We start from the raw sequence: 26,926 nt of genomic DNA, 5'->3' as shown, positions 1-26,926 counted from the left end.
CCAGCGACACCACATGATCACTCGAATGAACGCCCGCGCACGCCGAAGGGCGGTCACCCTCGCGGGTGACCGCCCTTCGGTCAAGCTGCTCGCTTACTGGTTGTACGGACCGTAGTCGTAGTCCTCCAGCGGAACGGCCTGGCCGGAGCCGGTGCCGAACGGCGAGTAGTCGATGTCGTCGTAGCCGACGGCCGAGTACATCGCGGCCTTGGCCTCCTCGGTCGGCTCGACCCGGATGTTGCGGTAGCGGGACAGACCCGTACCGGCCGGGATGAGCTTACCGATGATGACGTTCTCCTTGAGGCCGATCAGGGAGTCGGACTTGGCGTTGATCGCCGCGTCCGTCAGGACCCTGGTCGTCTCCTGGAAGGACGCCGCCGACAGCCAGGACTCCGTGGCCAGCGAGGCCTTGGTGATACCCATGAGCTGCGGACGACCGGAGGCCGGGTGACCGCCCTCCTGGACCACACGACGGTTCTCGGTCTCGAACTTCGAGCGCTCGACCAGCTCGCCGGGCAGCAGCTCGGCGTCGCCGGACTCGATGATCGTCACACGGCGCAGCATCTGCCGGATGATGATCTCGATGTGCTTGTCGTGGATCGACACACCCTGCGAGTTGTACACCTTCTGGACCTCGCCGACCAGGTGGACCTGGACGGCACGCTGACCCAGGATGCGCAGCACGTCGTGCGGGTTGGTGGCACCGACGGTGAGCTGCTGGCCCACCTCGACGTGCTCGCCCTCGCTGACCAGGACCTTGGCACGCTTGGAGATCGGGAACGCCGTCTCGTCGCTGCCGTCGTCCGGGGTGACGACGAGCTTCTTCGTCTTCTCGGTCTCCTCGATGCGGACGCGGCCGCTCGCCTCGGAGATCGGGGCGACACCCTTCGGGGTACGGGCCTCGAAGAGCTCGACGACACGCGGCAGACCCTGGGTGATGTCGTCACCGGCCACACCACCGGTGTGGAAGGTACGCATCGTCAGCTGGGTACCGGGCTCACCGATGGACTGGGCGGCGATGATGCCGACCGCCTCACCGATGTCGACCAGCTTGCCGGTGGCGAGCGAACGGCCGTAGCACATCGCGCAGGTGCCGACGGCGGACTCGCAGGTCAGGACCGAGCGGGTCTTGACCTCCGCGACGCCGTTCCTGACCAGCTCGTCGATGAGCACGTCGCCGAGGTCGGTACCGGCCGGGGCCAGCACCCTGCCGTCGACCACGATGTCCTCGGCGAGGCAGCGCGCGTACACGGACGTCTCGACGTTCTCCGTCTTGCGCAGGACACCGTCCTCGCCGCGCTCGGCGATCGCCAGCTTGAGACCGCGCTCGGTGCCGCAGTCCTCCTCGCGGATGATGACGTCCTGCGAGACGTCCACCAGACGACGGGTCAGGTAACCCGAGTCGGCGGTACGCAGAGCGGTGTCCGCGAGACCCTTACGGGCACCGTGCGTGGAGATGAAGTACTCCAGCACGGACAGGCCCTCACGGAAGGACGCCTTGATCGGACGCGGGATCGTCTCGTTCTTGGCGTTCGACACCAGACCGCGCATACCGGCGATCTGCCGCATCTGCATCATGTTTCCTCGGGCACCCGAGTCAACCATCATGAAGATGGGGTTCGTCTTGGGGAAGTTCTCGTTCATCGCCTCGGCGACCTCGTTGGTCGCCTTGGTCCAGATCGCGATGAGCTCCTGAGTGCGCTCTTCCTTGGTGATCAGACCGCGCTCGTACTGCTTCTGGACCTTCTCGTCCTGCGCCTCGTAGCCGCGGACGATCTCCTTCTTCGCCTCGGGAACGACGACGTCGGAGATGGCGACGGTGACACCGGAACGGGTGGCCCAGTAGAAGCCGGACGCCTTCAGGTTGTCGAGCGTCGCCGCCACGATGACCTTGGGGTAGCGCTCGGCGAGGTCGTTGACGATCTCGGAGAGCTGCTTCTTGCCCACCGAGTAGTCGACGAACGGGTAGTCCTCGGGCAGCAGCTCGTTGAAGAGCGCACGGCCCAGGGTGGTCCGCAGGCGGAAGGTGTCACCCTGCTGCCACTCGGGCTCGCCCTCCTCGCGCACCGGCGGGGTCCAGCCGCGCGGCGGGATGGTGCCCACCGGGAAGCGGATGTCGATCGGCGACTGCAGCGCCAGCTCGCCGGCGTCGAACGCCATGATCGCCTCGGCCGTGGAGCCGAACGACCGGCCCTCGCCCTTGGTGTCACGCAGCTCGCCGTCGGTGGTGAGGAAGAACAGACCGAGGACCATGTCCTGGGTCGGCATCGTCACCGGACGGCCGTCGGCCGGCTTGAGGATGTTGTTCGAGGACAGCATCAGGATGCGGGCCTCGGCCTGCGCCTCCGCGGACAGCGGCAGGTGCACGGCCATCTGGTCACCGTCGAAGTCCGCGTTGAACGCGGTGCAGACGAGCGGGTGGATCTGGATGGCCTTGCCCTCGACCAGCTGCGGCTCGAAGGCCTGGATGCCGAGGCGGTGCAGGGTGGGCGCACGGTTCAGCAGCACCGGGTGCTCGGCGATGACCTCTTCGAGGACGTCGTACACGACGGTGCGGCCACGCTCGACCATGCGCTTGGCCGACTTGATGTTCTGCGCGTGGTTCAGGTCGACCAGGCGCTTCATCACGAACGGCTTGAACAGCTCCAGCGCCATCGCCTTCGGCAGACCGCACTGGTGCAGCTTCAGCTGCGGACCGACGACGATCACGGAACGCGCGGAGTAGTCCACACGCTTACCGAGCAGGTTCTGACGGAATCGACCCTGCTTACCCTTCAGCATGTCGCTGAGGGACTTCAGCGGGCGGTTACCCGGGCCGGTCACCGGACGGCCGCGACGACCGTTGTCGAAGAGGGCGTCAACAGCCTCCTGAAGCATGCGCTTCTCGTTGTTGACGATGATCTCCGGGGCACCGAGGTCCAGGAGCCGCTTCAGACGGTTGTTGCGGTTGATGACACGGCGGTACAGGTCGTTCAGGTCGGAGGTCGCGAAGCGGCCACCGTCCAGCTGCACCATCGGACGCAGGTCCGGCGGGATGACCGGGACGCAGTCCAGGACCATGCCCTTGGGGCTGTTGGACGTCTGCAGGAACGCGGAGACGACCTTCAGGCGCTTGAGGGCACGGGTCTTCTTCTGGCCCTTGCCGGTGCGGATGATCTCGCGGAGCCTCTCGGCCTCCTCCTCGAGGTCGAAGGACTCCAGGCGCTTCTGCAGCGCCGCGGCACCCATCGAACCGTCGAAGTACGTACCGAAGCGGTCGCGCAGCTCGCGGTAGAGCAGCTCGTCGCCCTCCAGGTCCTGGACCTTGAGGTTCTTGAACCGGTTCCACACCTCGTCGAGGCGGTCGATCTCGCGCTGCGCACGGTCGCGCAGCTGCTTCATCTCACGCTCGGCACCCTCGCGCACCTTGCGGCGCACGTCGGCCTTGGCCCCCTCGGCCTCCAGCTCGGCCAGGTCGGTCTCGAGCTTCTTGGCGCGGCCTTCGAGGTCGGCGTCGCGGCGGTTCTCGATCTGCTGGCGCTCGACCGAGACGTGCGCCTCCAGGGAGGGCAGGTCGCGGGTACGGCGCTCCTCGTCGACGTACGTGATCATGTACGCGGCGAAGTAGATGACCTTCTCAAGGTCCTTCGGAGCCAGGTCGAGCAGGTAGCCCAGACGGCTCGGGACACCCTTGAAGTACCAGATGTGCGTGACGGGCGCGGCCAGCTCGATGTGGCCCATCCGCTCACGGCGCACCTTGGCGCGGGTGACCTCGACGCCACAGCGCTCACAGATGATGCCCTTGAAGCGGACGCGCTTGTACTTGCCGCAGTAGCACTCCCAGTCCCGGGTCGGACCGAAGATCTTCTCGCAGAAGAGTCCGTCCTTTTCGGGCTTCAGGGTGCGGTAGTTGATGGTCTCGGGCTTCTTGACCTCACCGTGGCTCCACTGACGGATGTCGTCAGCGGTGGCCAGGCCGATCCGGAGCTCGTCGAAGAAGTTGACGTCGAGCACTATGCGTCAATCCCTCTCAGGGTCGAAAGTCTTTGGTCTGAAACGGGGGCCTGGGGGTCGGCGGGGCCCTGTGGGTGAGGGCCCCGCCGGACTCCCGTCAGACCTCTTCGACGCTGCTCGGCTCGCGCCGGGACAGGTCGATGCCGAGCTCCTCCGCAGCGCGGAAGACGTCCTCGTCGGTGTCACGCATCTCGATGGACATACCGTCGCTGGACAGCACCTCCACGTTCAGGCAGAGCGACTGCATCTCCTTGATGAGCACCTTGAAGGACTCGGGGATGCCGGGCTCGGGGATGTTCTCGCCCTTGACGATGGCCTCGTAGACCTTCACGCGGCCCGTGACGTCGTCGGACTTGATGGTCAGCAGCTCCTGGAGGGCGTACGCGGCGCCGTAGGCCTCAAGGGCCCACACCTCCATCTCACCGAAGCGCTGGCCACCGAACTGCGCCTTACCACCCAGCGGCTGCTGGGTGATCATCGAGTACGGACCGGTCGAGCGGGCGTGGAGCTTGTCGTCGACCAGGTGGTGCAGCTTCAGGATGTACATGTAGCCGACCGAGATCGGGTCCGGGAACGGCTCACCGGAGCGGCCGTCGAACAGCCGCGCCTTGCCGGACGGGAGGACCAGGCGGTCGCCGTCGCGGTTCGGGATGGTGTGCTGCAGCAGACCCGCCAGCTCGTCCTCGCGGGCACCGTCGAAGACCGGGGTCGCGACGTTGGTGCGCGGGGCGACCTGGTCGGCGCCGATGACCTGCAGGCGCTGGGCCCACTCGTCCGCGAGGCCGGAGACGTCCCAGCCGCGGCTGGCGAGCCAGCCGAGGTGGATCTCCAGGACCTGTCCCGGGTTCATTCGGGACGGCACACCCAGCGGGTTCAGGATGATGTCGACCGGGGTGCCGTCCTCCAGGAACGGCATGTCCTCGATCGGCAGGATCTTGGAGATGACACCCTTGTTGCCGTGGCGGCCGGCGAGCTTGTCACCGTCGGTGATCTTGCGCTTCTGCGCGACGTAGACGCGGACCAGCTGGTTCACGCCCGGCGGCAGCTCGTCGCCCTCCTCGCGGTCGAAGACACGCACACCGATGACCTTGCCGGTCTCGCCGTGCGGCACCTTCAGCGAGGTGTCACGGACCTCACGGGCCTTCTCACCGAAGATCGCGCGCAGCAGGCGCTCCTCGGGGGTCAGCTCGGTCTCACCCTTCGGGGTGACCTTGCCGACGAGGATGTCGCCGGCGATGACCTCGGCACCGATACGGATGATGCCGCGCTCGTCGAGGTCGGCGAGGACCTCCTCGGAGACGTTCGGGATGTCCCGGGTGATCTCCTCGGGGCCGAGCTTGGTGTCACGGGCGTCGACCTCGTGCTCCTCGATGTGGATCGAGGAGAGGACGTCGTCCTGCACGAGGCGCTGCGACAGGATGATCGCGTCCTCGTAGTTGTGACCCTCCCACGGCATGAACGCCACGAGCAGGTTCTTGCCGAGGGCCATCTCGCCGTTCTGGGTGGCCGGGCCGTCGGCCAGGACCTGGCCGGTGATGATCCGGTCGCCCTCGTTGACGATGACCTTCTGGTTGACCGAGGTGCCCTGGTTGGACCGGGAGAACTTGGCCAGGCGGTACGTGATGTACGTGCCGTCGTCGTTGGCGGTGGTGATGTAGTCCGCGGAGACCTCCTGGACCACACCGTCCTTCTCGGCCTTGACCACGTCACCGGCGTCGACCGCGGAGCGGTACTCCATGCCGGTGCCGACGAGCGGCGCCTCGGACTTAATCAGCGGCACGGCCTGACGCATCATGTTCGCGCCCATGAGGGCACGGTTGGCGTCGTCGTGCTCGAGGAAGGGGATCATGGCGGTCGCGACCGACACCATCTGGCGCGGCGAGACGTCCATGTAGTCCACGTCCTCGCCGCCGACGTAGTCGACCTCGCCGCCACGGCGGCGGACCAGCACGCGGGCCTCGGCGAACCGCATCTCGTCGGTCAGCGGGGCGTTGGCCTGCGCGATGACGAAGCGGTCCTCCTCGTCGGCGGTCAGGTAGTCGACCTCGTCGGTGACCTGGCCGTCGACGACCTTGCGGTACGGCGTCTCGATGAAACCGAACGCGTTGACCCGGCCGTAGGAGGCGAGCGAGCCGATCAGACCGATGTTCGGGCCTTCGGGCGTCTCGATGGGGCACATGCGGCCGTAGTGCGAGGGGTGCACGTCACGGACCTCGAAGCCGGCCCGCTCACGGGAGAGACCACCCGGGCCGAGGGCGTTCAGACGACGCTTGTGCGTCAGCCCCGACAGCGGGTTGTTCTGGTCCATGAACTGGGACAGCTGCGAGGTGCCGAAGAACTCCTTGATCGACGCCACGACCGGGCGGATGTTGATCAGGGTCTGCGGCGTGATCGCCTCGACGTCCTGCGTGGTCATGCGCTCGCGCACGACACGCTCCATACGGGCGAGACCCGTACGGACCTGGTTCTGGATCAGCTCACCGACGCTGCGGATACGGCGGTTGCCGAAGTGGTCGATGTCGTCGGTCTCGACCATGATCGAGCGGCCGGACTCGCCGGTCGTCTCGGTCTCGCCGGCGTGCAGCTTCACCAGGTACTTGATGGTGGCGATGACGTCGTCGGTGGTGAGCACACCGGCGTCCAGCGGCTCGTCCGCACCGAGCTTCTTGTTCACCTTGTAGCGGCCGACCTTGGCGAGGTCGTAGCGCTTCGGGTTGAAGTAGAGGTTCTCCAGCAGCGTCTGCGCGGCCTCACGCGTGGGGGGCTCGCCCGGGCGCAGCTTGCGGTAGATGTCGAGCAGCGCGTCGTCCTGGCCCTGGGTGTGGTCCTTCTCCAGGGTGGCGCGCATGGACTCGTACTCGCCGAACTCCTCAAGGATCTGCTCGGTCGTCCAGCCGAGCGCCTTCAGGAGGACGGTCACCGACTGCTTGCGCTTGCGGTCGATGCGGACACCGACCATGTCGCGCTTGTCGATCTCCATCTCCAGCCAGGCACCCCGGGACGGGATGATCTTGGCGGAGAAGATGTCCTTGTCGGAGGTCTTGTCGATGGAGGAGTCGAAGTAGACACCGGGGGAACGGACCAGCTGGGACACCACGACACGCTCGGTGCCGTTGATGACGAAAGTGCCCTTGTTCGTCATGAGCGGGAAGTCGCCCATGAAGACCGTCTGGGACTTGATCTCACCGGTCTCGTTGTTGGTGAACTCGGCGGTGACGAAGAGCGGGGCGGCGTACGTGAAGTCGCGCTCCTTGCACTCGTCGATGGAGTTCTTCGGCGGCTCGAAGCGGTGGTCCCGGAACGTCAGGGACATCGACCCGGAGAAGTCCTCGATCGGGGAGATCTCCTCGAAGATCTCCTCCAGACCGGACTTGGTGGGGACGTCCTGACCGTTCTCCAGAGCCTCCTCGACCCGACTCTGCCAGGCGGTGTTGCCGAGCAGCCAGTCAAAGCTCTCGGTCTGCAGCGCGAGCAGGTTCGGAACCTCGAGAGGCTCCTTGATCTTTGCAAAGGAGATGCGCAGCGGGGCGGTGCTGGCGCCGTTGTTCGTATTCGCGGTCGAGGCATTGCGCGAGGCGGCCAAGAGGGGGTCCTTCCGAGGGCTCGGACTCACTACGCGCGTGCCGGCCCCTCCCCCGCACACAGAGACAGAACCCCAGGTCGAGGGGGCTTTTGTCATCGGTGCTCGAGTGAGGGCAGACCCCTGGTGACGGGCAGGGGACAGCTAACAGGCAGCGCAAAGGGTCAGTGTAGCCACTTGGCACACTGATGTCCAGTGCGGGTTTATCGAGACCCTCGCTGTGCTCACCGCTCTCGTCAACGCCCTCGGCATGCCTGCCCTCAACGCACGTTGATACTGCCCTCTTCGCCGTCGATCCATGCCTCGGATTCGGATCGTTGTGACGACGCGTCCTGAGAATTGCGCGCTGCGTGCGGTTCGTCAAGGCCCCTCAGTCCAAACGAGACTGGCCGGAGACACGACGAAGATCACCATACCCCTCGCCGTCGCGAGTGCAAGGCAACCGTGGTCGGTCCTCCGGATACGCCGAAGAGCGACCACCCGGATGGATGATCGCTCTTCGGTGCGTTCGCGTTACAGCCCTACGGGGCACTTTTCACGGTGCCCCGGGACTGCGGTCGGCGCGCGTTCGAGTCCGTGCGGACCCGGAAGGTCTTACTTGACCTCGACGGAGGCGCCGGCGCCCTTGAGGGACTCGGCGGCCTTCTCCGCGGCTTCCTTGTTGACCTTCTCGAGGACCGGCTTCGGGGTGCCGTCGACGAGGTCCTTGGCCTCCTTCAGACCCAGCGAGGTCAGCTCACGCACGACCTTGATGACCTGGATCTTCTTGTCGCCGGCGCCGGTGAGGATGACGTCGAACTCGTCCTTCTCCTCCTCGGCCTCGGCGGCAGCGCCACCGGCGACACCGCCGGCCATGACGACCGGGGCGGCAGCGGCAGCGGTGACGTCGAACTTGTCCTCGAAGGCCTTCACGAACTCGGAGAGCTCGATGAGGGTCATCTCCTCGAACTGGGCAAGCAGCTCGTCCTGGGTGAGCTTCGCCATGATGGCGGTCCTTCCACTAAATCGGCAGGTGCCGGATGTACTGGGTAAGGCGGGCGTACGTCGGCCCGCTGCGACCCGCGCCGTTGGTGCGGGTCAGAAAGCGAGCCGAGTTACTCGGCACCGCCCTGCTCGGCCTGCTTGGCGCGAAGCGCGTCCACGGTGCGGACGAGCTTCGACGGCAGCGCCTGGAAGACGGAGGCAGCCTGGGACTGCTTCGCCTTGAAGGCACCGGCCAGCTTGCTGAGCAGAACCTCGCGGGACTCGAGGTCCGCAAGCTTCTTGATCTCGTCGGCGGACAGCGCCTTGCCGTCAAGGACACCGCCCTTGATGACGAGATTGGGGTTCTCCTTGGCGAAGTCACGCAGACCCTTCGCCGACTCCACCGGGTCACCGGTGACGAAGGCGACGGCCGTCGGGCCAGCGAAGAGCTGGTCCTCCAGCGTGATCCCGGCCTCCTTGGCCGCAATCTTGGTCAGCGTGTTCTTCACCACGGCGTACTGGGCGTTCTCACCGAGCGACCGGCGCAGCGTCTTGAGCTGCGCCACGGTGAGACCGCGGTACTCGGTCAGCACGGCGGCGTTGGAGCTGCGGAACTTGTCCGTCAGCTCCGCAACCGCGGCAGCCTTGTCGGGCCTCGCCATAGAGCCTCGGCCTCCTTCCGGGTGATTCGGACCGCGCGGACCCGAAGGAGGACTGGGGAAACGAAACGCCCCGGCGCAGGCGCACGGGGCGGACTCGACCGGTCGCACACGCGCTCGGCGCGCGCACTCCGGGAGTTCTTCCACAGTCACCTGCGCGGGTCGCCCACTTTTCAGCGGATCCTTCGGCCACCGCACCCTCGTTCGAGAGCGCGGCAACGACCAGCGGTCTTTGGCTTCTGGAAGAGAGTACGCGACCGGTACGCCACCGAGCAAATCGCCCCGTAACCGGTAGGGCACGGCCGCGGAAGGGGCCCGGTCGGTGCCCTCCGGTGCTGAGCCGGGAGGGCCGGACGGGTGCCCTCCGGTGCTCGGCGAGCCGTGAAGGCCCGGCGGAGTGTTCTGGTGCCGGCCGGGCCGGGAGAGCCGGGTGGAGGCCCTCCGTGGCGGCTTCGGGCGTCAGTGCCCGGGCCGGTGTGCCGGCTCGCGGACGTCCACCGTGTCCGCGGTGGCGGGCGCCCGGACCCGCACCGGGGCACCGACGTCGTGGAAGGTGACCGTGAGGTCGAACTCGCCGTGCCGGCCGAAGCCCCGCACGCGCTGCCGGCTGACCTGGTCGCGGCCGTCGAGCCACACGTCCAGGGTCAGCTCGTCCACGCCCTGCTTGGCGTACACGTCCAGGCTCTGCTGCCGGCCCGCCCGGCCGGGGCCGTCCTGGTCCCTCAGTCGGCGGCGCAGCTCGGCCACGGTGACCGTGCCGGTGTAGTGCGTCGTGCGGGTCTGCTCGACGGTCTCGGTACCGGTGCGGTGGATGTCCTTCGCGGCCGTGAGAAAGGCGGCCTCCCGGACCGGATTGTGCCCGGCCTCGTCGCGCATGGCGGTCATGTCCACCCGCAGGCCCCCGCCCGAGCGGAACTTCGCGGTGGGCCCGAAGTCGAGCCAGTGCCTGCCGTGGGACTCGCGCACTGCCTCGGCGGACATGCTGGAGTACAAGTGGCGGCCGACCAGGCGCAGTTCCAGGGTGCCCGGCTCGGCGCCGCCGAGGGTGGTGATCCGCACCCGGCCCACCGCCGGCCGGGCGCCGACCCAGCCCTCGGCCCGGATCCGCCCCTGTTCGGGCGCCCGCCCGGTGATGGTGTAGCGCAGCGAGTCGGCGGCTTCGGTCTGCCGTACGGCCCGGTCCACGGCCGCCGCTGCCGGTCCGCCCGGCGCCCGCGTGCCGCCGGCGGCCGTCGAGCAGCCCGCCGCACCGGCGAGAGCGAGACCGAGGCCGAGGCCGAGGCCGAGGAGAGCGACGCGCGGGACGCGCGGGGACGGCCTCGACGGCCTCATGGCCTTCCTCTGGTTCCGGGGCCCCGTGTTCAGGAGCGGGTGCCCGCGCCGCCGGCGACGGTCCCGCCGGACTTCAGCAGGTCCGCGAAGTCCTTGGTGTCGCTCGCCGGGGGTGCCTCCGCGGAGACCTTCACGCCGTAGTCGCTGTAGTAGGCGGTGCTGGTCATGGTGCCGTGCGCCGTGTCGGCCCGCTCGGACTTCTTCACCAGCAGGTTCTGGTCGTTGACCCAGATGTCGATGGTGTCGGTGGTGACACCCGCCTGGTCGAGCTGCTGCTTCAGCGCCGACAGCTGGTCCTTGCTGAGGTTGCCGCTCTTGCCCGCGAGGTCCGCGACGTTCACCGTGCCGGAGTAGTGGGTGGTACGGACGCCGGAGACCGTCTCCTCGCCGGCCTTCTTCACGTCACCGGAGGCCAGCAGCATCTTCACGGACTGGTTCGGCGTGGAGTTCTGCAGCTGGTCCTTCATGTACGAACCGGAGGCGCCGCCGAGCTTGGCGAGATCGGCGTACGCGTACTTGACCCAGTGCTTGCCGCCCGTGTGCTGGGCGTACGCGTCGCTCATGTGGGCGTAGTAGGCACCCGGCAGATAACGGGCCTCCATCGACGCCGTGCCGGCCTTGCGCATCAGCTCGGCCATCTGGCCGCCGGTGTAGGTGATGGTGAGGTTGCCCTTGAGGCCGTCACCCCAGGTGAGGGCGCCGTTCGCGGTCATCGACATCAGGTTGCCGATGGAGGTGGTGGAGCGGACCCTGGCCGAGTCCGCCTTGTCGGTGGACTGCTCGGCGTTGCGCAGCGCGGCGATGGGGCTGATGTGGATGGCGACACCGCCCGCCGCCTTGTCGCCCTTCCCGGAACCGCAGGCGGCCACCCCGGTCAGCGCGGCCACCACCGCCACGGACAGGGATATCCGGCGCGCCGTCGTGCTCTTCATCTTGTCCTACCCCCATGCGAGTCGAGTGCCTGCACCGTAGCCCAGGCCACTGACAGCCGTGCGAAAGCTCGTACAAAGAAAGGCTCGTACAGAAAGGCTCGTACGAAGAAAGGACGGACCCCGCACCTGGAAGGTTGCAGGGCCCGCCCTTACTCACGCGTACCTGACGCGGCTACCGGGGGGAGCGCATGGCTCAGACGGCGGCCGGGTCCTCCTCGACGAGGAGGTTGCGGGTGCGGTTGGAGTCGACCGGAATGCCGGGGCCCATCGTGGTGCTGATGGCGGCCTTCTTGATGTAGCGACCCTTGGCGGCGGACGGCTTCAGACGGAGGATCTCCTCCAGCGCGGCGCCGTAGTTCTCCACCAGCTTGGTGTCGTCGAAGGACACCTTGCCGATGATGAAGTGCAGGTTCGAGTGCTTGTCGACGCGGAACTCGATCTTGCCGCCCTTGATCTCGGTCACGGCCTTGGCGGTGTCCGGGGTCACGGTGCCGGTCTTCGGGTTCGGCATCAGACCACGCGGGCCGAGGACGCGGCCGAGGCGGCCGACCTTGCCCATGAGGTCCGGGGTGGCGACGACGGCGTCGAAGTCCAGACGGCCGTTCGCCACCTCGTCGATCAGCTCGTCGGCGCCGACGATGTCGGCGCCCGCGGCACGCGCGGCCTCGGCACGGTCACCGGTCGCGAAGACCAGGACCCGGGCGGTCTTACCGGTGCCGTGCGGAAGGTTCACGGTGCCACGGACCATCTGGTCGGCCTTGCGCGGGTCGACACCCAGACGGAAGGCGACCTCGACGGTGGAGTCGAACTTGGTCGTGGAGGTCTCCTTGGCGAGACGGACGGCCTCGAGCGGGGCGTAGAGCTTCTCCCGGTCGACCTTGGCGTCCGCAGCGCGGAGAGCCTTGCTGCGCTTGCTCACAACTTGCTCCTGTGTGTTCTGAAAGGAGTCGTGGTCCCTGGGCCGAGCAGGCCCTGCCACGTGCGACCGGCTACGGCCGCATGACTACTGGGGGGTTGGGGTTCAGCCCTCGACCGTGATGCCCATGGAGCGGGCGGTGCCGGCGATGATCTTCGACGCGGCGTCCAGGTCGTTCGCGTTCAGGTCGGGCATCTTGGTCTGGGCGATCTCGCGGACCTGCGCCTCGGTGATCTTGGCGACCTTGGTCTTGTGCGGCTCGCCGGAGCCCTTCTCGACACCAGCAGCCTTGAGGATCATCTTCGCGGCCGGCGGCGTCTTGGTGACGAAGGTGAAGGAACGGTCCTCGTAGACCGTGATCTCCACCGGGATGACCCAACCGCGCTGCGACTCGGTCGCGGCGTTGTAGGCCTTGCAGAACTCCATGATGTTGACGCCGTGCTGACCCAGCGCGGGGCCGACCGGCGGGGCCGGGTTCGCCGCACCGGCGTTGATCTGGAGCTTGATGAGCCCCGTGACCTTCTTCTTCTTGGGAGGCATAGCTCTCCGGGTCCTTTCATTCGGGTCCATGCCCGCGCAAGGATCGCGACCTGACGCAGGCATACCGCACAACGATAACGGGTATAGATGCGCGGCTAAAAACCGTGCAGGTCAGGTGGACCGTGACGGCCTGCCTGACCTGCGCGGAAGTACGAAGTCCAATAAAGGACTAGTTCTTCTGGATCTGGTCGAAGGAGAGCTCGACCGGCGTCTCGCGGCCGAAGATCTCCACCAGGCCCTTGACCTTCTTCGAGTCGGGATTGATCTCGTTGATGGTCGCCTGCAGCGTGGCGAACGGACCGTCGGTGACGGTGACCGAGTCGCCGACCTCGAAGTCCAGCACCTGGACCTCGACCTTGCGCTGCGGAGCGGGCTTGCCCTCGGCCTCCGCGGCCTCGCGGGCGGCCTTCTCCTCGGCCTCCGGGGCGAGCATCTTGACGATCTCGTCCAGGGTCAGCGGGTACGGGTCGTAGGCGTTGCCGACGAAGCCGGTGACACCCGGGGTGTTGCGGACGACGCCCCAGGACTCGTTGGTCAGGTCCATGCGGACCAGGACGTAACCCGGCAGCTTGTTCTGCTTGATCGTCTTGCGGTCGCCGTTCTTGATCTGGACGACCTCTTCCTGCGGCACCTCGGCCTGGAAGATGTAGTCCTCGACGTTCAGCGAGACGGCGCGCTGCTCCAGGTTGGTCTTCACGCGGTTCTCGTAACCGGCGTAGGTGTGGATGACGTACCACTCGCCGGGCAGGGTGCGCAGTTCCTCGCGCAGGGCCTGGACGGGGTCGACGGGCTCGGCCGGCTCCTCCTCGGCAGCCTCGGCGGCGGCCTCCTCGCCAGCCTCCTCGGCGTCCTCGTCCTCTTCGTCCTCGACGTGCAGGGCCGCCTCTTCGGCCGGCTCCCCCGCCTCGGCCTCGGCAGCCTCGAACTCGTCCTGCTCGTCCGCGCCCTCGACGATGTCGAGCTCGTCGTCCACCATCTCGGCAGCGGTCCCGCGAGGCTCGATGGCTTCGTCGTTCAGGTTCGGGTCAGACACGATGGCTGCTTCTTCCTGGATACATAGGGGTGGAACATGCGAAAACGGGCGCCGGTGCCACGGCGCCCTTCGCTCTTGGCTCAGCCGAAGACGTACTTGGCCGCGTGGTTGAGCCCATAGTCAATCACGGTCACCAGCGCAATCATGATGGCGACGAAGAAGATCACCACGGTGGTGTACGACGTCAGCTGGTTACGGCTCGGCCAGACGACCTTGCGGAGCTCCGCGATGATCTGGCGGTAGAAGGTGGCCAGGCGCTTCAGCGGGCCCTTCTTGGCGCGCTTACCGCCCTTGCGGGCCTTCTTCTTGGACTCCGGCAGCTCGTCCTGGGCGTCAGGCGTGTCGATGGAGCCCACGGCGTCCGTCATTCGTCCTCACCTGGTCCCGGGTCATGGCCGTGCCGCGCCCGGTTTCTGAGCCGCACGGCGGTGCATTGCTGTACGTACATGCGCACACATCCTGGCGGTGTGTGTAGCAGGGCCGGAGGGACTTGAACCCCCAACCGCCGGTTTTGGAGACCGGTGCTCTACCAATTGAGCTACGACCCTTTGTGTGTCCCCCAACGTACCGCATCCAACCGGGTGCGCGGTGTGCACCGGGTGCGGTGGCGGCTGCTGAAGGCCAACGAGGTGAGAGTGTACGTGGTCAACGGCCCGGCGTCGAACAGAAAGTGCCCGTCCAGGGCCACATGACCAAAGATCGTCCTGGCCGGCGCCCGGATTCGGACCCGTGTTCACGCCTCGACCCGATGCTGTTCAGTCCGTGAAACCCGCATGCCGCAGACATTTCCGGTCTGGAACGATGGGCCCTATGAGCGCTGCAACCCCACCCACCGAGCGCCGGGTCTCCGCCCGAGTCGGCGCGATCTCCGAGTCCGCCACCCTCGCCGTGGACGCCAAGGCCAAGGCCCTGAAGGCCGCCGGGCGTCCGGTGATCGGCTTCGGCGCCGGTGAACCCGACTTCCCGACTCCGGACTACATCGTCGAGGCGGCCGTCGAGGCCTGCAAGAACCCCAAGTACCACCGCTACACCCCGGCCGGCGGCCTGCCCGAGCTGAAGGCCGCGATCGCCGCGAAGACGCTGCGCGACTCCGGCTGGGAGCCCGACGTCTCGCAGATCCTCGTCACCAACGGCGGCAAGCAGGCCATCTACGAGGCGTTCGCGGCGATCCTCGACCCGGGTGACGAGGTCATCGTCCCGGCGCCGTACTGGACGACGTACCCGGAGTCGATCCGCCTCGCGGGCGGCGTCCCGGTGGAGGTCGTGGCCGACGAGACCACCGGCTACCGCGTCAGCGTGGAGCAGCTGGAGGCGGCGCGCACGGAGAAGACGAAGGTCGTCCTCTTCGTCTCCCCGTCCAACCCGACGGGCGCCGTGTACTCCGAGGCCGAGTCCGAGGCGATCGGCCGCTGGGCCGTCGAGCACGGCCTGTGGGTGCTCACCGACGAGATCTACGAGCACCTGGTCTACGGCGACGCCGCCGCCGTCTCCCTGCCGGCGCTGCTGCCCGAGCTGCGCGACAAGTGCGTCGTGGTCAACGGCGTGGCGAAGACGTACGCCATGACCGGCTGGCGCGTGGGCTGGGTCATCGGCCCGAAGGACGTCGTCAAGGCCGCGACGAACCTGCAGTCGCACGCCACCTCGAACGTCTCCAACGTCGCCCAGGTGGCCGCCCTGGCCGCCGTCTCGGGTGACCTTGAGGCCGTGGCGAAGATGCGTGAGGCCTTCGACCGGCGCCGCAAGACCATCGTGCGGATGCTCAATGAGATCGACGGCGTGCTCTGCCCGGAGCCCGAGGGTGCCTTCTACGCCTACCCGTCGGTCAAGGCGCTGCTCGGCAAGGAGATCCGCGGCAAGCGCCCGCAGGACACGGTCGAGCTGGCCGCGCTGATCCTGGAGGAGGCCGAGGTCGCGGTCGTCCCGGGTGAGGCCTTCGGCACGCCGGGCTACCTGCGGCTTTCGTACGCGCTGGGCGACGAGGACCTCGTCGAGGGTGTGAGCCGCATCCAGAAGCTGCTGGCGGAGGCGCGGGACTGATCGGTCCCGTTCCGGACAGGAGCACCTGGGAACGTCCCCAGGTGCTCCTGTTCGTTTGTGCGGGCAAGACCCCGTACGGGGAAACGGCTACCGGTACGCCGGTGACGTACGGCAGGATCTGGGGATGGAGCGTGTACGTGAACTCTCTGAGCTGCCGAAAGCCCATCTCCACCTGCATTTCACCGGTTCGATGCGGCCGGGCACCGTCCTGGAACTGGCCGACAAACACGGCGTACGCCTGCCCGACACCCTGACCGAAGCGCTGACCAGTGGGGAACCGCCCAAGCTGCGGGCCACGGACGAGCGCGGCTGGTTCCGTTTCCAGCGGCTGTACGACGCGGCGCGCTCCTGCCTGCGCGAACCGGAGGACATCCAGCGCCTGGTCCGGGAGGCGGCCGAGGAGGACCTGAAGGACGGTTCGGGCTGGCTGGAGATCCAGGTGGACCCGACGTCGTACGCGCCCCGGCTGGGCGGTCTGATCCCGGCGCTGGAGATCATCCTGGACGCGGTGGAGACGACGTCCCGCGAGACCGGGCTCGGCATGCGGGTCCTGGTGGCCGCCAACCGTATGAAGCACCCGCTGGACGCCCGCACGCTGGCCCGCCTCGCCGTGCGCTACGCGGACCGGGGCGTGGTCGGTTTCGGGCTCTCCAACGACGAGCGGCGCGGCATGGCCCGGGACTTCGACCGGGCCTTCCACATCGCGCGCGAGGGCGGTCTGCTGTCGGCCCCGCACGGCGGCGAGCTGGCCGGCCCCGCCTCGGTGCGGGACTGCCTGGACGACCTGCACGCCACCCGCATCGGGCACGGCGTGCGCGCGGCGGACGACCCCCGGCTGCTGAAACGGCTGGCGGACCGGGGCGTGACCTGCGAGGTGTGCCCGGCCTCGAACGTGGCGCTCGGCGTGTACGAGAAGCCCGAGGACGTGCCGCTGCGGACGTTCTTCGAAACCGGCGTCCCGATGGCGCTCGGCGCCGACGACCCGCTGCTGTTCGGCTCCCGGCTCGCCGCCCAGTACGAGATCGCCCGCCAGGCCCACGGCTTCTCGGACGCCGAACTCGCCGAGCTGGCACGCCAGTCGGTGCGGGGCTCGGCCGCCCCCGAGGACGTCAAGACGCGGCTGCTGGCCGGCGTGGACGACTGGTTGCACCCGGTGTGAGGTTCATGCGGAGGCGGGCGCGACGGAGACCGCGCCCAGCAGCGTCCTGACGAGCCGCGCGGCGAAGTCGTCTACCGGTGGCCGCTGCCCCGGCTCGGCCGCGTCGTAGGCGAACGCGCGCTGCGCGCAGGCGCCCAGCAGCAGGGAGGCGGCGGCGAAGGTGTCGGCGTCGGCGCGGACGCGGCCGGCGGCCTGTTCGGCGCGGAGGTAGGCGTCCAGGTCCTGGATGGGCTGGTGCGGCCCGGAGCCGAGCTTGCGCAGCGCCTCGTAGTGGCGCTTCTTGAGCTGGGTCTCGGCGTACAGGGACGCGGCGATCGGGAAGCTCTGCTCGTAGAAGAGGGCGGCCTGGCGGGCGATCTCGGTGAGGTTGCCCGCCAGGGTGCCCCGTCCCGGTTCGGCGGCGAGGCTGCCGAGCAGCGGGGTGAGCCGGGGAAGCCGCTCGGTGAGCACCCGGACGAACAGCTCTTCCTTGCTGTCGAAGTACTTGTAGAGGGCCGCCTCGGAGCAGCCGGCCGCCCGGGCGATCTCCTTGGTGGTGGCGCGGGCGAGTCCGACGGTGAGCATGAGCTCGTGGGCGGCGTCGAGGATGCGGACACGCGCCGGCTTCGGCTCCATGGGGGTCCAATCGGGCTTGACGGATGGGTGAGTACTTACCCACTCTAGGTGGAGCAGGGGTGAGTGAATACTCACCCACCTAACCGCAGTACGGGGAGCACCATGAACCTCACCGTTTTCGGCGCCACCGGCGGCATCGGCCGGGAGATCGTCCGTCAGGCGCTCGGCGCCGGTCACCGGGTCACCGCCGTGGTCCGTGATCCGGCCCGGCTGGACGTCACGGGAGACGCGCTGCGGGTGGTCCGCGCCGACCTGGCCGACCCGGAGGAGCTGCGCGCCGCCGTCAGGGGCCAGGGCGCGGTCCTCTCCGGCCTGGGCCCCCGCAGCCGCAAGGACGCCGGCGTCGCCACCCGGCTGACCCGTACGATCCTGCACGCGATGGAGGCCGAGGGGGTACGGCGGCTGCTCGTGGTCAGCGCCGGCCCGGTCGGCCCCGCTCCCGCCGACGACGGCCCGCTGGACCGCGCCGCGCGCGGCCTGGTGTCGGCGATCCTCAAGGACGTCTACGCCGACCTGCGCGAGATGGAGGCCGAACTGGCCCGCAGCGGCACGGACTGGACGTCCGTACGGCCGCCGCGCCTGCAGGACAAGCCGCTCACCGGCCGCTACCGCACGGTCGTGGGCGGCTTCCCGCCCAGGGGCCGCTTCATCGCACGCGCGGACGTGGCCCACGCGATGCTGGCGATGATCGACGACCAGGGCACGGTGAAGCAGGGGGTGGGGGTGGCGTACTAGTGCTCCCGGCAGGCGGCGTCTGCCCGTCGGGGCGAATGCTGCCTGCCCGGGCACCAGGCCGTGGCGGCCCTGAGGGGGCTGCGCGCGCGGGACCGCCGGTCCTACAGGCTGACGCCGACCGTCACCGGCTCGTTGACGAGCGTGATCCCGAAGGCCTCGCGCACCCCGGCGACCACCTCGCGGGCCAGCGCCAGCAGGTCCTCGGTGGTGGCCTCGCCCCGGTTGGTGAGGGCGAGGGTGTGCTTTGTGGAGATGCGGGCCGGCCCGGTGCCATACCCCTTGGTGAAACCGGCCTTGTCGATCAGCCAGGCCGCGGACGTCTTCGTACGGCCCTCCCCCGCCGGGTAGGCGGGCGGCTCGACACCGTCGGCCAGCCGCTCGCGCACGCGCGCGTGGAACGCGGCGAACTGCTCGTCGGTGAGGATCGGGTTGGTGAAGAAGGACCCGGCGGACCAGGTGTCGTGGTCCTCGGGATCGAGCACCATGCCCTTGCCGGCGCGCAGCTTGAGCACCGTCTCGCGGGCGTCGGCCAGCGGCACCCGGTCGCCCTGCCCGACGCCGAGCGCACGGGCCGTCTCGGCGTACCTGACGGGTGCCGACAGCCCGGCCGCGTCCTCCAGCTCGAAGCGGACGCGCAGCACGACATAGCGCTCGGGGTCGGCCTTGAAGCGGCTGTGGCGGTACGAGAAGGCGCACTCCTCGTTCGTCAGTGTGACGGTCTCGCCGGCGCGCCGGTCGTAGGCGATGACCTCGGTGATGGTGGAGGAGACCTCCTGGCCGTAGGCGCCCACGTTCTGGATCGGCGTGGCGCCCGCGGATCCGGGGATGCCGGCCAGGCACTCGACACCGGCGAGCCCGGCCTCGACCGTGCGGGCGACGGCGTCCGTCCACACCTCGCCGGCCGCCAGCTCCAGCGTCGTACCCCGCAGCTCGACACCGCGCGTGGCGATGCGCAGGGCGGTGCCGTCGAAGCCCTTGTCGCCGATGACCAGGTTCGATCCGCCGCCGATGACCAGCAGCGGCGTCCCGCTGTCGTCGGCCTCACGGACGGCGGCGATCACCTCGGCGTCGGTCACCGCGGTGACCAGGCGCGTCGCGGGGCCGCCCAGCCGGAAGGTGGTCAGCGGGGCAAGGGGGGCGTCGTGGAGTACCTGCACGGGCCCAAGACTACGAGACGCCTGTGCCCGGGCGGACGGCCCCGGGTCGGCCGCCCCGGCACGCCCGCTCGCCGGACCGGGCACACGTGCACGCGCGCGTGGCCTTGGAAAGGGGGCCACGCGCGCGTGCACCGTGTACTGCCGGCCGACGGTCTGGGTGAGCCGCCGCTCCGCCTCCTCCCCGCTCACGGGCAGCCGGTCGCCGGAGGTCTGCCACGTGGCGCGGTCTTGGGGCGGGGCGGGTTCAGCGGACGGTGGTCTCCAGGGCGGCGTTCTCCACCTCGGCGGCCTCCGGGGACCCGGACTTCGGGGCGGCGTTCCCCACCTCCGCGTTCTCCACCTCGGCAGCCTCCGGGGCCCCGGTCTTCGGGGCTGTCCCGGATGCCTGGCCGTCCACCGCGGCGAGCCGGGCGGCGCTTCGGCGGGCCGGGATCACCAGGGCCGCCACCGCGGCCAGGGCGACCACCGCCGAGCCGGTGACCAGGGCGGGCCGCAGGCCGTCCACGAAGCTCTGCGCGCTCTCGTAGCCACCCCGCGCGGAGAAGATCGACGACATCACGGCGATGCCGAGCGCGCCGCCCACCTCCCGCAGCGCGTTGTTCGCGCCGGAGGCGATGCCCTGCTCCTGCGGGCGGACGCTGGACATCACCAGGTTGGCGGCCGGCGCGAAGTACAGGGCCATCCCGATGCCGCTGATGACGAGGGCGGGCAGCTGGGCGCCGTAGGAGGCGTGCGCGGTGGCCACGGCGGCCATGTAACCGAGACCGACGGCCTGCAGGAACAGACCCGCGGCCACGACCGGGCGGCCGCCGACGCGGTCCGAGAGGATCCCCGCGACGGGCGCGACGAGCATCGGCATACCGGTCCAGGGCAGCATCCTGAGGCCCGCCTCGGTGGGCGAGTAGCCGAGCACGCCCTGCATGTACTGGCTGAGCAGGAAGATCGAGCCGAACATGCCCAGGAACATCAGCAGGCTCGCAGCGTTGATGCCGGCGAAGGCACGGGACCGGAACAGCCTCATCGGCAGCATGGGGCTGGCCGCACGCGCGCTGTACAGGACGAACCCGGTCAGCAGCGCGCCGCCGGCGCACAGCGCGGTCAGGACCAGGGTGTCGGTCCAGCCGTCGGAGGGCCCGCGGACCAGGCCGTAGACGATTCCGAAGAGCCCGCCGCTGGCGAGCAGGGTGCCGGGGACGTCGAGCCGGGCGCCGGCGCCGTAGGACTCGGCGAGGCGCAGGCGGGCGAGCGGCAGCGTGACCAGGCCGAGCGGGACGTTCAGCCAGAAGATCCAGTGCCAGGAGACATGTTCGGTGAGGCTGCCGCCGATGAGCGGCCCGGAGGCGACGGCGAGGCCGTTGACGGCGCCCCAGATGCCGTACATCATCCCGCGCTTGGCGGCGGTACGGCCGCGGTCAGCAGGGTCAGCGTGAGCGGCATCATCACGGCCGCGCCGACTCCCTGGACCGCGCGGGCGGCGATCAGGGAGCCGATGCCGGGCGCCATGGCCGCGGCGGCGGAGGCGCCGGTGAACACGGTGAGGCCGGCGATGAACAGCCGGCGGCGCCCGAAGCGGTCGCCGAGCGCGGCGCCGAACATCAGCAGGACGGCGAAGGTGAGCGTGTAGGCGCTCACGGTCCATTCGAGGTCCCCCAGCGCGCCGCCGAGGTCCTTGCGGATGGAGGGCAGGGCGGTGGTGACGACGAGGTTGTCGAGGGCCGCCATGAATCCGGCGACGCTGGTGATCACCAGGGCCCACGCGGCCCCTCCGCGCGGTGCGCTCTGCGCGGTCTGCTGTGACATCTCTCCCCCTAGAGAGCGAATGAGTTAGTTATTGCTGACTAACTTTCCTGGGCGCGAAAAAGGCGGGCCACCCGCCTCGTTCCGCTACTTCTCCAGCCGGCCCGTCGCCCGGGCCGACGGATACATCCCTTGCCAGACCCGGTGTTCGGGCGGAAACCCCATGGCCGCGAGGGTGTTGATGAGCATCCCGTAGGCCAGGAAGGTCGTGGTCTCGCCGTCGTCCGCGCCGAGCGGCAGGTGGACCGTGTCCCAGAGCTTCATCCAGGCCGTCCGCACGGCCTCTCCGAACTCGTGGTCACCCTCCGCCTCAGCCGCCGCGACGGCGATGTACGTCTGCATCTGCATCTGGAGCTTCTCGGGCTGCTCCGTGATCATCCGCACATAGGCGTTCGCCATGGCGTGCAGGGCCTGCTCGCCCTCCAGCCCCTCGGCCGCCTCCTCGAAGACCCGGCAGGTGTCCTCCACGCACCGGAACGACGCGGCGGCGAAGATCGCCTTCTTGCCCGCGAAGAGCCGGAAGAGATACGGCTGCGAGACGCCCACGCGGGCCGCGATCGCCTCGGTGGACGTGCCGTAGTACCCCTTCCGCGCGAACTCCGTGATCGCCGCGCGAACGACGCTCTCACGCCGCTCCTCTGCACTCATCCTGGGCATACGCATAAGTTAGTACTCAATCACTAACTTGGCAAGCGGCCCGTTCGGGCCCCGCGTTCCGCAGACGCGTAAGGGGCGCCCCACCAGGGAGGACGCCCCTTACATCACCGCTGAGGCACATCACCGCTGTGGCACGTCACCGCTGAGGCACATCTCCGCGGTGGCACATCACCGCTGTGGGCGCCGTCAGGCCAGACGCACGACCACCCGGGACATGCCCAGCACCTTCTGGCCGCCGCTGGTCGCCGTGAGGTCCACCCGCACCGCGTTGTCGTCGAGCTTGGCCGCCACCTTGCCGCTGACCTCGATCAGGGCCCCCTGGTCGTCGTTCGGCACGACGACCGGCTTGGTGAAGCGGACGCCGTACTCCACGACCGCGCCCGGATCACCGACCCAGTCCGTGACCACGCGGATCGCCTCGGCCATGGTGAACATGCCGTGCGCGATGACGTCCGGCAGGCCCACCTCCTTGGCGAACTTCTCGTTCCAGTGGATCGGGTTGAAGTCCCCGGAGGCGCCCGCGTAGCGCACGAGGGTGGCCCGGGTCACGGGAAAGGTCTGCGCCGGCAGCTCGGTGCCGACCTCGACGTCCGCGTACGTGATCTTCGCCGTCATCAGGTCCTCACGCCTCCTCGGCCGCGCGGGCCACCAGCTTGGTCCAGGCGGTCACGACGTGCTCGCCCGCCTCGTCGTACACCTCACCGCGGATGTCCAGGATGTCGTTGCCCGCGAGGGACTTGATCCCCTCGATGGTGGAGGTGACCGAGAGCCGGTCGCCGGCGCGCACCGGGCGGTTGTAGGCGAACTTCTGGTCGCCGTGCACGACGCGGCTGTAGTCGAGGCCGAGCTGCGGGTCCTCGACGACCTGCGCCGCGGCCCGGAAGGTGATGGAGAAGACGAACGTCGGCGGGGCGATCACATCGGGATGTCCGTACGCCTTCGCGGCCTCGGGGTCGGTGTAGACCGGGTTGGTCTCGCCCACCGCCTCGGCGAACTCGCGGATCTTCTCCCGGCCCACCTCATAGGCCGCGGTGGGCGGGTAGGTCCGTCCTACGAAGGACTGGTCGAGCGCCATGGCCCGGCACCTCCTGATGTCTGCTGTGATGGCCCCAAATTAGCCGGAAACCAGCCGGGGAACGTGCGGGTGGGACGGACGGGCGACCGGCGGGTCGACGCGCAAACGGTGGGTCGACGCGCACCTGGCGGGTCGACGAGGCGCGGGCCGATGAGCCGCTGAACCCCGTCGGCCGCCCATGCCGGTGGCCCGCGTCGGCTCTACGAGTCGGTGACCCACACCGGCCCTACGAGTCGGTGACCCGCGTCGGCTCACGAGCCGGTGAACCGGGTGATCCGGCGCCGCTCTTGAAACGACGCGAGGCCGCCCCCTCGGAAGGGGACGGCCTCGCGTACGAGCCTGTTTATCGCGTCTCGCGGTGCGCGGTGTGCGCGTTGCAACGCGGGCAGTGCTTCTTCATCTCAAGACGGTCCGGGTTGTTACGCCGGTTCTTCTTGGTGATGTAGTTCCGCTCCTTGCACTCCACGCAGGCCAGCGTGATCTTCGGGCGGACGTCGGTGGCAGCCACGTGAGTGCTCCTAAGACGAACAGATGGACTGATTCAACGCAAGAAAGAGTAGCCGATCGAAGGACCGACCCCGCAATCGGCTACTGTCTGTAGCGGTGACCGGACTTGAACCGGTGACACAGCGATTATGAGCCGCTTGCTCTACCGACTGAGCTACACCGCTGAGATGCGATCAGAACCCGCCTTTCGACGGGAACCTCTCACACCAGAGCCCCAAAACGGAATCGAACCGTTGACCTTCTCCTTACCATGGAGACGCTCTGCCGACTGAGCTATTGGGGCGAGCGATGAAGACATTACACGGTCCGCCGCCGTTCACCCAAATCCGTATCCGGCCGCCCATCACGGCTCCCGTCCCAGCCCTCGCAGCGGCCTCACGAGTCGCATGGACGGGGGCCCGCCGGGGCGGATCCGCGGCCACACGCGGGTGCCGCACGTGTGCCGCACGAGTGCCGCCAGGGGCGGACCACGCCGATACGACTATTGCGCTCCTGCGCGTCCCACGCGGCTCGCCACCCTAGGCTCGACTCACTCTGCGTGATCATGGGGTTACCGGACCCCCGGAATCCTCACGCGGGTCCGTCCGAGCCCCCGGCCCCGAACCTGGAGCGCGATGCCCGACAGCCAGCCGCAGCCCCACCCACCGTCGAACTCCTCGGGATCCTCCGGCCAGTCCGACGTCGCCGCCCTGCTGCTGTGCGGGGCCCGGCTCACCGACGGCCGGACCGTGGACGTGCGGCTGGGCAGCGGGCGCATCGAGGCGGTGGGCACGGCCGGGAGCCTGGCGCCCGGCCCGGCCCGGACGGGCGCCACGCGCGTGGACCTGAACGGATACCTGCTCCTCCCGGCCCCGGCCGAGCCCCACGCGCACAGTGACACCGCGCTGTCCGCCGAGCACCCCGGGCCTGTGTCGTACGCCCCCGAGGACGTCCAGCGCCGGGCGACGGAGGCGGCTCTGCTGCAGCTCGGGCACGGAGCGACGGCGTCACGCGCGCACGTGCGCGTGGGCGATGTCCAGGGCCTCGGCGCACTGGGCGCCGTCCTGCAGGCGCGGCGCTCGCTGCGCGGGCTGGCGGAGCTGACGACGGTGGCGATGCCCCGGCTGCTGACCGGGGTGGCCGGGGCCGACGGGCTGGCGATGCTGCGTGACGCGGTCAAGATGGGCGCCTCCGTGGTGGGCGGCTGCCCCGACCTGGACCCCGATCCCACGGGCTATGTGGAGACGGTCCTTGAGGTGGCCTCCGAGCACGGCTGCCCGGTGGACCTGCACACGGACGCCTCCGACCCGGCCCGCCTGTCCCGGCTCGCGGCCATGGCGGGGGGCTTGCGCCCCGGCGTGACGATCGGGCCGTGCGCCGGTCTCACGCGCGTTCCCGCCGAGGCCGCCTCACGCGCCGCCGACCAGCTCGCGGCGGCCGGCGTGACGGTCGTGTGCCTGCCCCAGGGCGGCTGCGGCGGCGCCGACCGGCGGGGCGTCGCTCCGCTCCGGCTGCTGCGCGCGGCCGGGGTGCGGGTGGCGGCCGGCAGCGGCGCCCTGCGCGACCTCTCGAACCCCGTCGGCCGCGGTGACCCCCTGGAGGCGGCGTACCTCCTCGCCTCCGCGCACGGCCTGCGCCCGCAGGACGCCTACGACGCCGTGAGCGCCTCGGCGCGCACGGCGCTGGGGCTGCCGGAGGTACGCGTGGAGGCCGGCTTCCCCGCCGAGCTCCTGGCCGTGCGCGGCGACCGCCTGGCCGGCGCCCTGTCCCTGGCTTACAGCCGGATCGTGGTGCACCGGGGCCGGGTGGTGGCCCGCACGAGTGCGGTGCGCGAGTACTGCAACTCGGCGGCCGCGGTGGAACTCGGGCTGCCGCGGCAGGGGCGCGGTGAGCTGTCCTGAGGCGGCCGGGCCGATCTGAGCGCTCCCGGGGCGGATTGGGATGCAGCTGGTACGTCTCGGGCGGGCCGGAAGCCGGCGGGTACGTCTCGGGCGGGCCGGAAGCCGGCTGATACCTCCCGGGCGGCCCGAGAGGCAGCTGATAGCTCCCGGCGGCCCGAGGGGCAGCTGATACCTCCTGGGCGGCCCGGGAGCCGGCTGGAGCGGCCTGGGCCTTCTCGGGCTGTCCGGAGGCAGCTGGGTCGGCCTGAGGTTGCTCGGGCCGCCACGCGGCATCTGAACCGCCTGGGGTTGCTCGGATTGCCACGAGGCAGCTCCGAGCCGGGCCTGCCGCTCCACGGCCTGCCACAGACATCTCCGAGCCGGCCTGCCGCTCCACGGCCTGCCACGAGGTATCGGAGCGGCTCCGGCGCTGCTCGGCTGCCTTGCCGTAGCCGGCTGGCCTTGACCCTCGCGGGCTGTCGTGGCGTTGCTGGTGCGGGTGTTGGCGACGCGAGGGGTGCGGATCGTGTGCGCGCCGGGCAGGGGGGCGTGGCGCCAGGCGCGCGATGGCGGGCGTGCGCCCGGCGCGCTCCGGCCGTGCCGGTTAACTCGTGCGGCGGATGCGCCCCTCCCGGCGTACGGTCGGAATCATGCGCATTGTCATCGCTGGTGGTCATGGTCAGATCGCGCTGCGGTTGGAGCGTCTGCTCTCCGCGCGCGGGGACGAGGTCGCGGGGATCATCCGCAAGAGGGAGCAGGGCGACGATCTGCGGGCGGCCGGTGCCGAACCGGTCCTGCTCGACCTGGAGTCCGTCTCGGTCGAAGAGGTCGCGGCGCACCTGCAGGGCGCCGACGCGGCGGTCTTCGCGGCGGGCGCGGGCCCGGGCAGCGGCACGGAACGCAAGCAGACGGTGGACAGGGGCGCGGCGGTACTGTTCGCGGACGCGGCCGTCCGCGCGGGCGTGCGCCGCTTTCTGGTGGTGTCCTCGATGGGCGCGGATCCCGCGCACCGGGGCGAGGACGTCTTCGACGCGTACCTGCGCGCCAAGGGCGAGGCGGACGCGTACGTCGCCCGCCAGGAGGCCCTGGACTGGACGATCCTGCGCCCCGGTTCGCTGACGGACGACGCGGGCACCGGTCTGGTCCGTCTGGAGGCGAACACCGGGCGCGGCGCGATCACGAGGGACGATGTCGCGGCCGTTCTCGCGGAGTTGGTGGACACCCCGGCGACGACCGGCCTGACGCTGGAGCTGATCAACGGATCGACGCCGGTGTCGGTCGCGGTGAAGTCGGTGGCCGGGAACTGAGACCGGCCCCCGCCCGTTGAAACGACCGAACCCGCCACCCGGCCTCTCCTGCTGCCCGCTGTCGCCCCGTCAG

General features: G+C 69.4%; 21 protein-coding genes, 3 tRNA genes and 1 pseudogene. 5 read left to right on the top strand and 20 right to left on the bottom strand.

Translation table 11 applies throughout. The annotated features are described in order from the left end of the window. Positions 1 to 93: 93 nt before the first annotated feature. The 11 genes from IO33_RS0120515 to IO33_RS0120465 all read right to left on the bottom strand — a co-directional run bounded on the left by IO33_RS0120515 (position 94) and on the right by IO33_RS0120465 (position 14,496). On the bottom strand, positions 94 to 3,993 hold the full coding sequence (locus tag IO33_RS0120515) for a DNA-directed RNA polymerase subunit beta' (protein ID WP_031167048.1): 3,900 nt from the start codon (positions 3,991 to 3,993) through the stop codon (positions 94 to 96). A gap of 97 nt (positions 3,994 to 4,090) precedes the next feature. Beyond that, on the bottom strand, positions 4,091 to 7,576 hold the full coding sequence (gene rpoB, locus IO33_RS0120510; protein WP_031167046.1) for a DNA-directed RNA polymerase subunit beta: 3,486 nt from the start codon (positions 7,574 to 7,576) through the stop codon (positions 4,091 to 4,093). A gap of 591 nt (positions 7,577 to 8,167) precedes the next feature. After that, on the bottom strand, positions 8,168 to 8,557 hold the full coding sequence (gene rplL, locus IO33_RS0120505; protein WP_031167044.1) for a 50S ribosomal protein L7/L12: 390 nt from the start codon (positions 8,555 to 8,557) through the stop codon (positions 8,168 to 8,170). 110 nt (positions 8,558 to 8,667) lie between these two features. Then, positions 8,668 to 9,198 carry a 50S ribosomal protein L10 gene (gene rplJ, locus IO33_RS0120500; protein ID WP_030601305.1) on the bottom strand — a complete coding sequence of 177 codons (531 nt, stop codon included), beginning with the start codon at positions 9,196 to 9,198 and terminating at the stop codon, positions 8,668 to 8,670. 456 nt (positions 9,199 to 9,654) lie between these two features. Beyond that, positions 9,655 to 10,527: an SCO4651 family lipoprotein gene (locus IO33_RS0120495; RefSeq protein WP_031167040.1), complete on the bottom strand. Its 873-nt coding sequence runs from the start codon at positions 10,525 to 10,527 to the stop codon at positions 9,655 to 9,657. A gap of 29 nt (positions 10,528 to 10,556) precedes the next feature. After that, positions 10,557 to 11,459: an SCO4651 family lipoprotein gene (locus IO33_RS0120490; RefSeq protein WP_031167038.1), complete on the bottom strand. Its 903-nt coding sequence runs from the start codon at positions 11,457 to 11,459 to the stop codon at positions 10,557 to 10,559. Between the two features lie 193 nt (positions 11,460 to 11,652). Next, positions 11,653 to 12,378: a 50S ribosomal protein L1 gene (gene rplA / locus IO33_RS0120485; RefSeq protein ID WP_031167036.1), complete on the bottom strand. Its 726-nt coding sequence runs from the start codon at positions 12,376 to 12,378 to the stop codon at positions 11,653 to 11,655. Positions 12,379 to 12,480: 102 nt separating this feature from the next. Continuing rightward, positions 12,481 to 12,915 carry a 50S ribosomal protein L11 gene (gene rplK / locus IO33_RS0120480; protein ID WP_031167035.1) on the bottom strand — a complete coding sequence of 145 codons (435 nt, stop codon included), beginning with the start codon at positions 12,913 to 12,915 and terminating at the stop codon, positions 12,481 to 12,483. Between the two features lie 169 nt (positions 12,916 to 13,084). Then, positions 13,085 to 13,948, bottom strand: a complete 864-nt coding sequence (nusG, locus tag IO33_RS0120475) for a transcription termination/antitermination protein NusG (protein WP_031167033.1) — start codon at positions 13,946 to 13,948, stop codon at positions 13,085 to 13,087. Positions 13,949 to 14,028: 80 nt separating this feature from the next. Further along, the gene (gene secE / locus IO33_RS0120470) at positions 14,029 to 14,316 is read right to left on the bottom strand and encodes a preprotein translocase subunit SecE (protein ID WP_031167031.1); all 288 of its coding nucleotides are present in this window, start codon (positions 14,314 to 14,316) and stop codon (positions 14,029 to 14,031) included. Between the two features lie 107 nt (positions 14,317 to 14,423). Further along, positions 14,424 to 14,496: transfer RNA gene (locus IO33_RS0120465), tRNA-Trp, on the bottom strand. A 262-nt stretch (positions 14,497 to 14,758) separates the two neighbouring features. Here IO33_RS0120465 and IO33_RS0120460 point away from each other — a divergent pair. Together IO33_RS0120460 and IO33_RS0120455 are read left to right on the top strand one after the other, a co-directional pair. Beyond that, positions 14,759 to 15,985 (top strand): pyridoxal phosphate-dependent aminotransferase, encoded by a 1,227-nt coding sequence (locus IO33_RS0120460; RefSeq protein WP_031167029.1) that lies wholly within the window; start codon positions 14,759 to 14,761, stop codon positions 15,983 to 15,985. A 124-nt stretch (positions 15,986 to 16,109) separates the two neighbouring features. After that, positions 16,110 to 17,144, top strand: coding sequence for an adenosine deaminase (locus tag IO33_RS0120455; protein ID WP_031167027.1), 1,035 nt, complete (start codon positions 16,110 to 16,112; stop codon positions 17,142 to 17,144). A gap of 3 nt (positions 17,145 to 17,147) precedes the next feature. Here the strand turns inward: IO33_RS0120455 and IO33_RS0120450 are convergent, their stop codons facing one another. Further along, positions 17,148 to 17,759 carry a TetR/AcrR family transcriptional regulator gene (locus IO33_RS0120450; RefSeq protein ID WP_031167025.1) on the bottom strand — a complete coding sequence of 204 codons (612 nt, stop codon included), beginning with the start codon at positions 17,757 to 17,759 and terminating at the stop codon, positions 17,148 to 17,150. 102 nt (positions 17,760 to 17,861) lie between these two features. Between IO33_RS0120450 and IO33_RS0120445 the strand changes: the two genes are divergently transcribed. Continuing rightward, a complete protein-coding gene (locus tag IO33_RS0120445; RefSeq protein ID WP_031167023.1) occupies positions 17,862 to 18,494 on the top strand; it encodes an NAD(P)-dependent oxidoreductase in 633 nt (210 codons plus the stop codon). Positions 18,495 to 18,595: 101 nt separating this feature from the next. On the opposite strand, the gene IO33_RS0120440 is transcribed toward IO33_RS0120445, so the two are convergent. The 8 genes and pseudogenes from IO33_RS0120440 to IO33_RS0120405 form a co-directional block, all read right to left on the bottom strand. Further along, complete coding sequence (locus IO33_RS0120440) at positions 18,596 to 19,651, bottom strand: UDP-N-acetylmuramate dehydrogenase (RefSeq protein WP_031167020.1); 1,056 nt, start codon at positions 19,649 to 19,651, stop codon at positions 18,596 to 18,598. A 394-nt stretch (positions 19,652 to 20,045) separates the two neighbouring features. Continuing rightward, positions 20,046 to 21,451: pseudogene (locus IO33_RS44345) on the bottom strand (MFS transporter); the annotation flags it as partial. A gap of 84 nt (positions 21,452 to 21,535) precedes the next feature. Next, positions 21,536 to 22,105, bottom strand: a complete 570-nt coding sequence (locus IO33_RS0120430; protein ID WP_031167018.1) for a TetR/AcrR family transcriptional regulator — start codon at positions 22,103 to 22,105, stop codon at positions 21,536 to 21,538. A gap of 186 nt (positions 22,106 to 22,291) precedes the next feature. After that, positions 22,292 to 22,720, bottom strand: coding sequence for a MaoC family dehydratase (locus tag IO33_RS0120425; protein WP_031167016.1), 429 nt, complete (start codon positions 22,718 to 22,720; stop codon positions 22,292 to 22,294). A gap of 7 nt (positions 22,721 to 22,727) precedes the next feature. Then, entirely contained in the window at positions 22,728 to 23,180 is a 453-nt protein-coding gene (locus IO33_RS0120420) for a MaoC family dehydratase N-terminal domain-containing protein (RefSeq protein ID WP_031167014.1), read from the bottom strand. Positions 23,181 to 23,523: 343 nt separating this feature from the next. Further along, positions 23,524 to 23,688, bottom strand: a complete 165-nt coding sequence (gene rpmG / locus IO33_RS0120415) for a 50S ribosomal protein L33 (RefSeq protein ID WP_003948671.1) — start codon at positions 23,686 to 23,688, stop codon at positions 23,524 to 23,526. Between the two features lie 90 nt (positions 23,689 to 23,778). Further along, positions 23,779 to 23,851 (bottom strand) — tRNA-Met (locus IO33_RS0120410). A 46-nt stretch (positions 23,852 to 23,897) separates the two neighbouring features. Further along, positions 23,898 to 23,970, bottom strand: a tRNA-Thr gene (locus tag IO33_RS0120405). Between the two features lie 331 nt (positions 23,971 to 24,301). Here IO33_RS0120405 and IO33_RS0120400 point away from each other — a divergent pair. Both IO33_RS0120400 and IO33_RS0120395 read left to right on the top strand, forming a co-directional pair. Beyond that, positions 24,302 to 25,567, top strand: coding sequence for an amidohydrolase family protein (locus IO33_RS0120400; RefSeq protein ID WP_031167012.1), 1,266 nt, complete (start codon positions 24,302 to 24,304; stop codon positions 25,565 to 25,567). A 629-nt stretch (positions 25,568 to 26,196) separates the two neighbouring features. Continuing rightward, on the top strand, positions 26,197 to 26,853 hold the full coding sequence (locus IO33_RS0120395; RefSeq protein WP_031167010.1) for an SDR family oxidoreductase: 657 nt from the start codon (positions 26,197 to 26,199) through the stop codon (positions 26,851 to 26,853). Positions 26,854 to 26,926 lie beyond the last annotated feature (73 nt).

This window comes from Streptomyces durhamensis (assembly GCF_000725475.1).
GTDB lineage: Bacteria > Actinomycetota > Actinomycetes > Streptomycetales > Streptomycetaceae > Streptomyces > Streptomyces filipinensis.
Note: the sequence above shows the minus strand (reverse complement) of the source record. Positions and strands in the feature narration are given on the sequence as shown.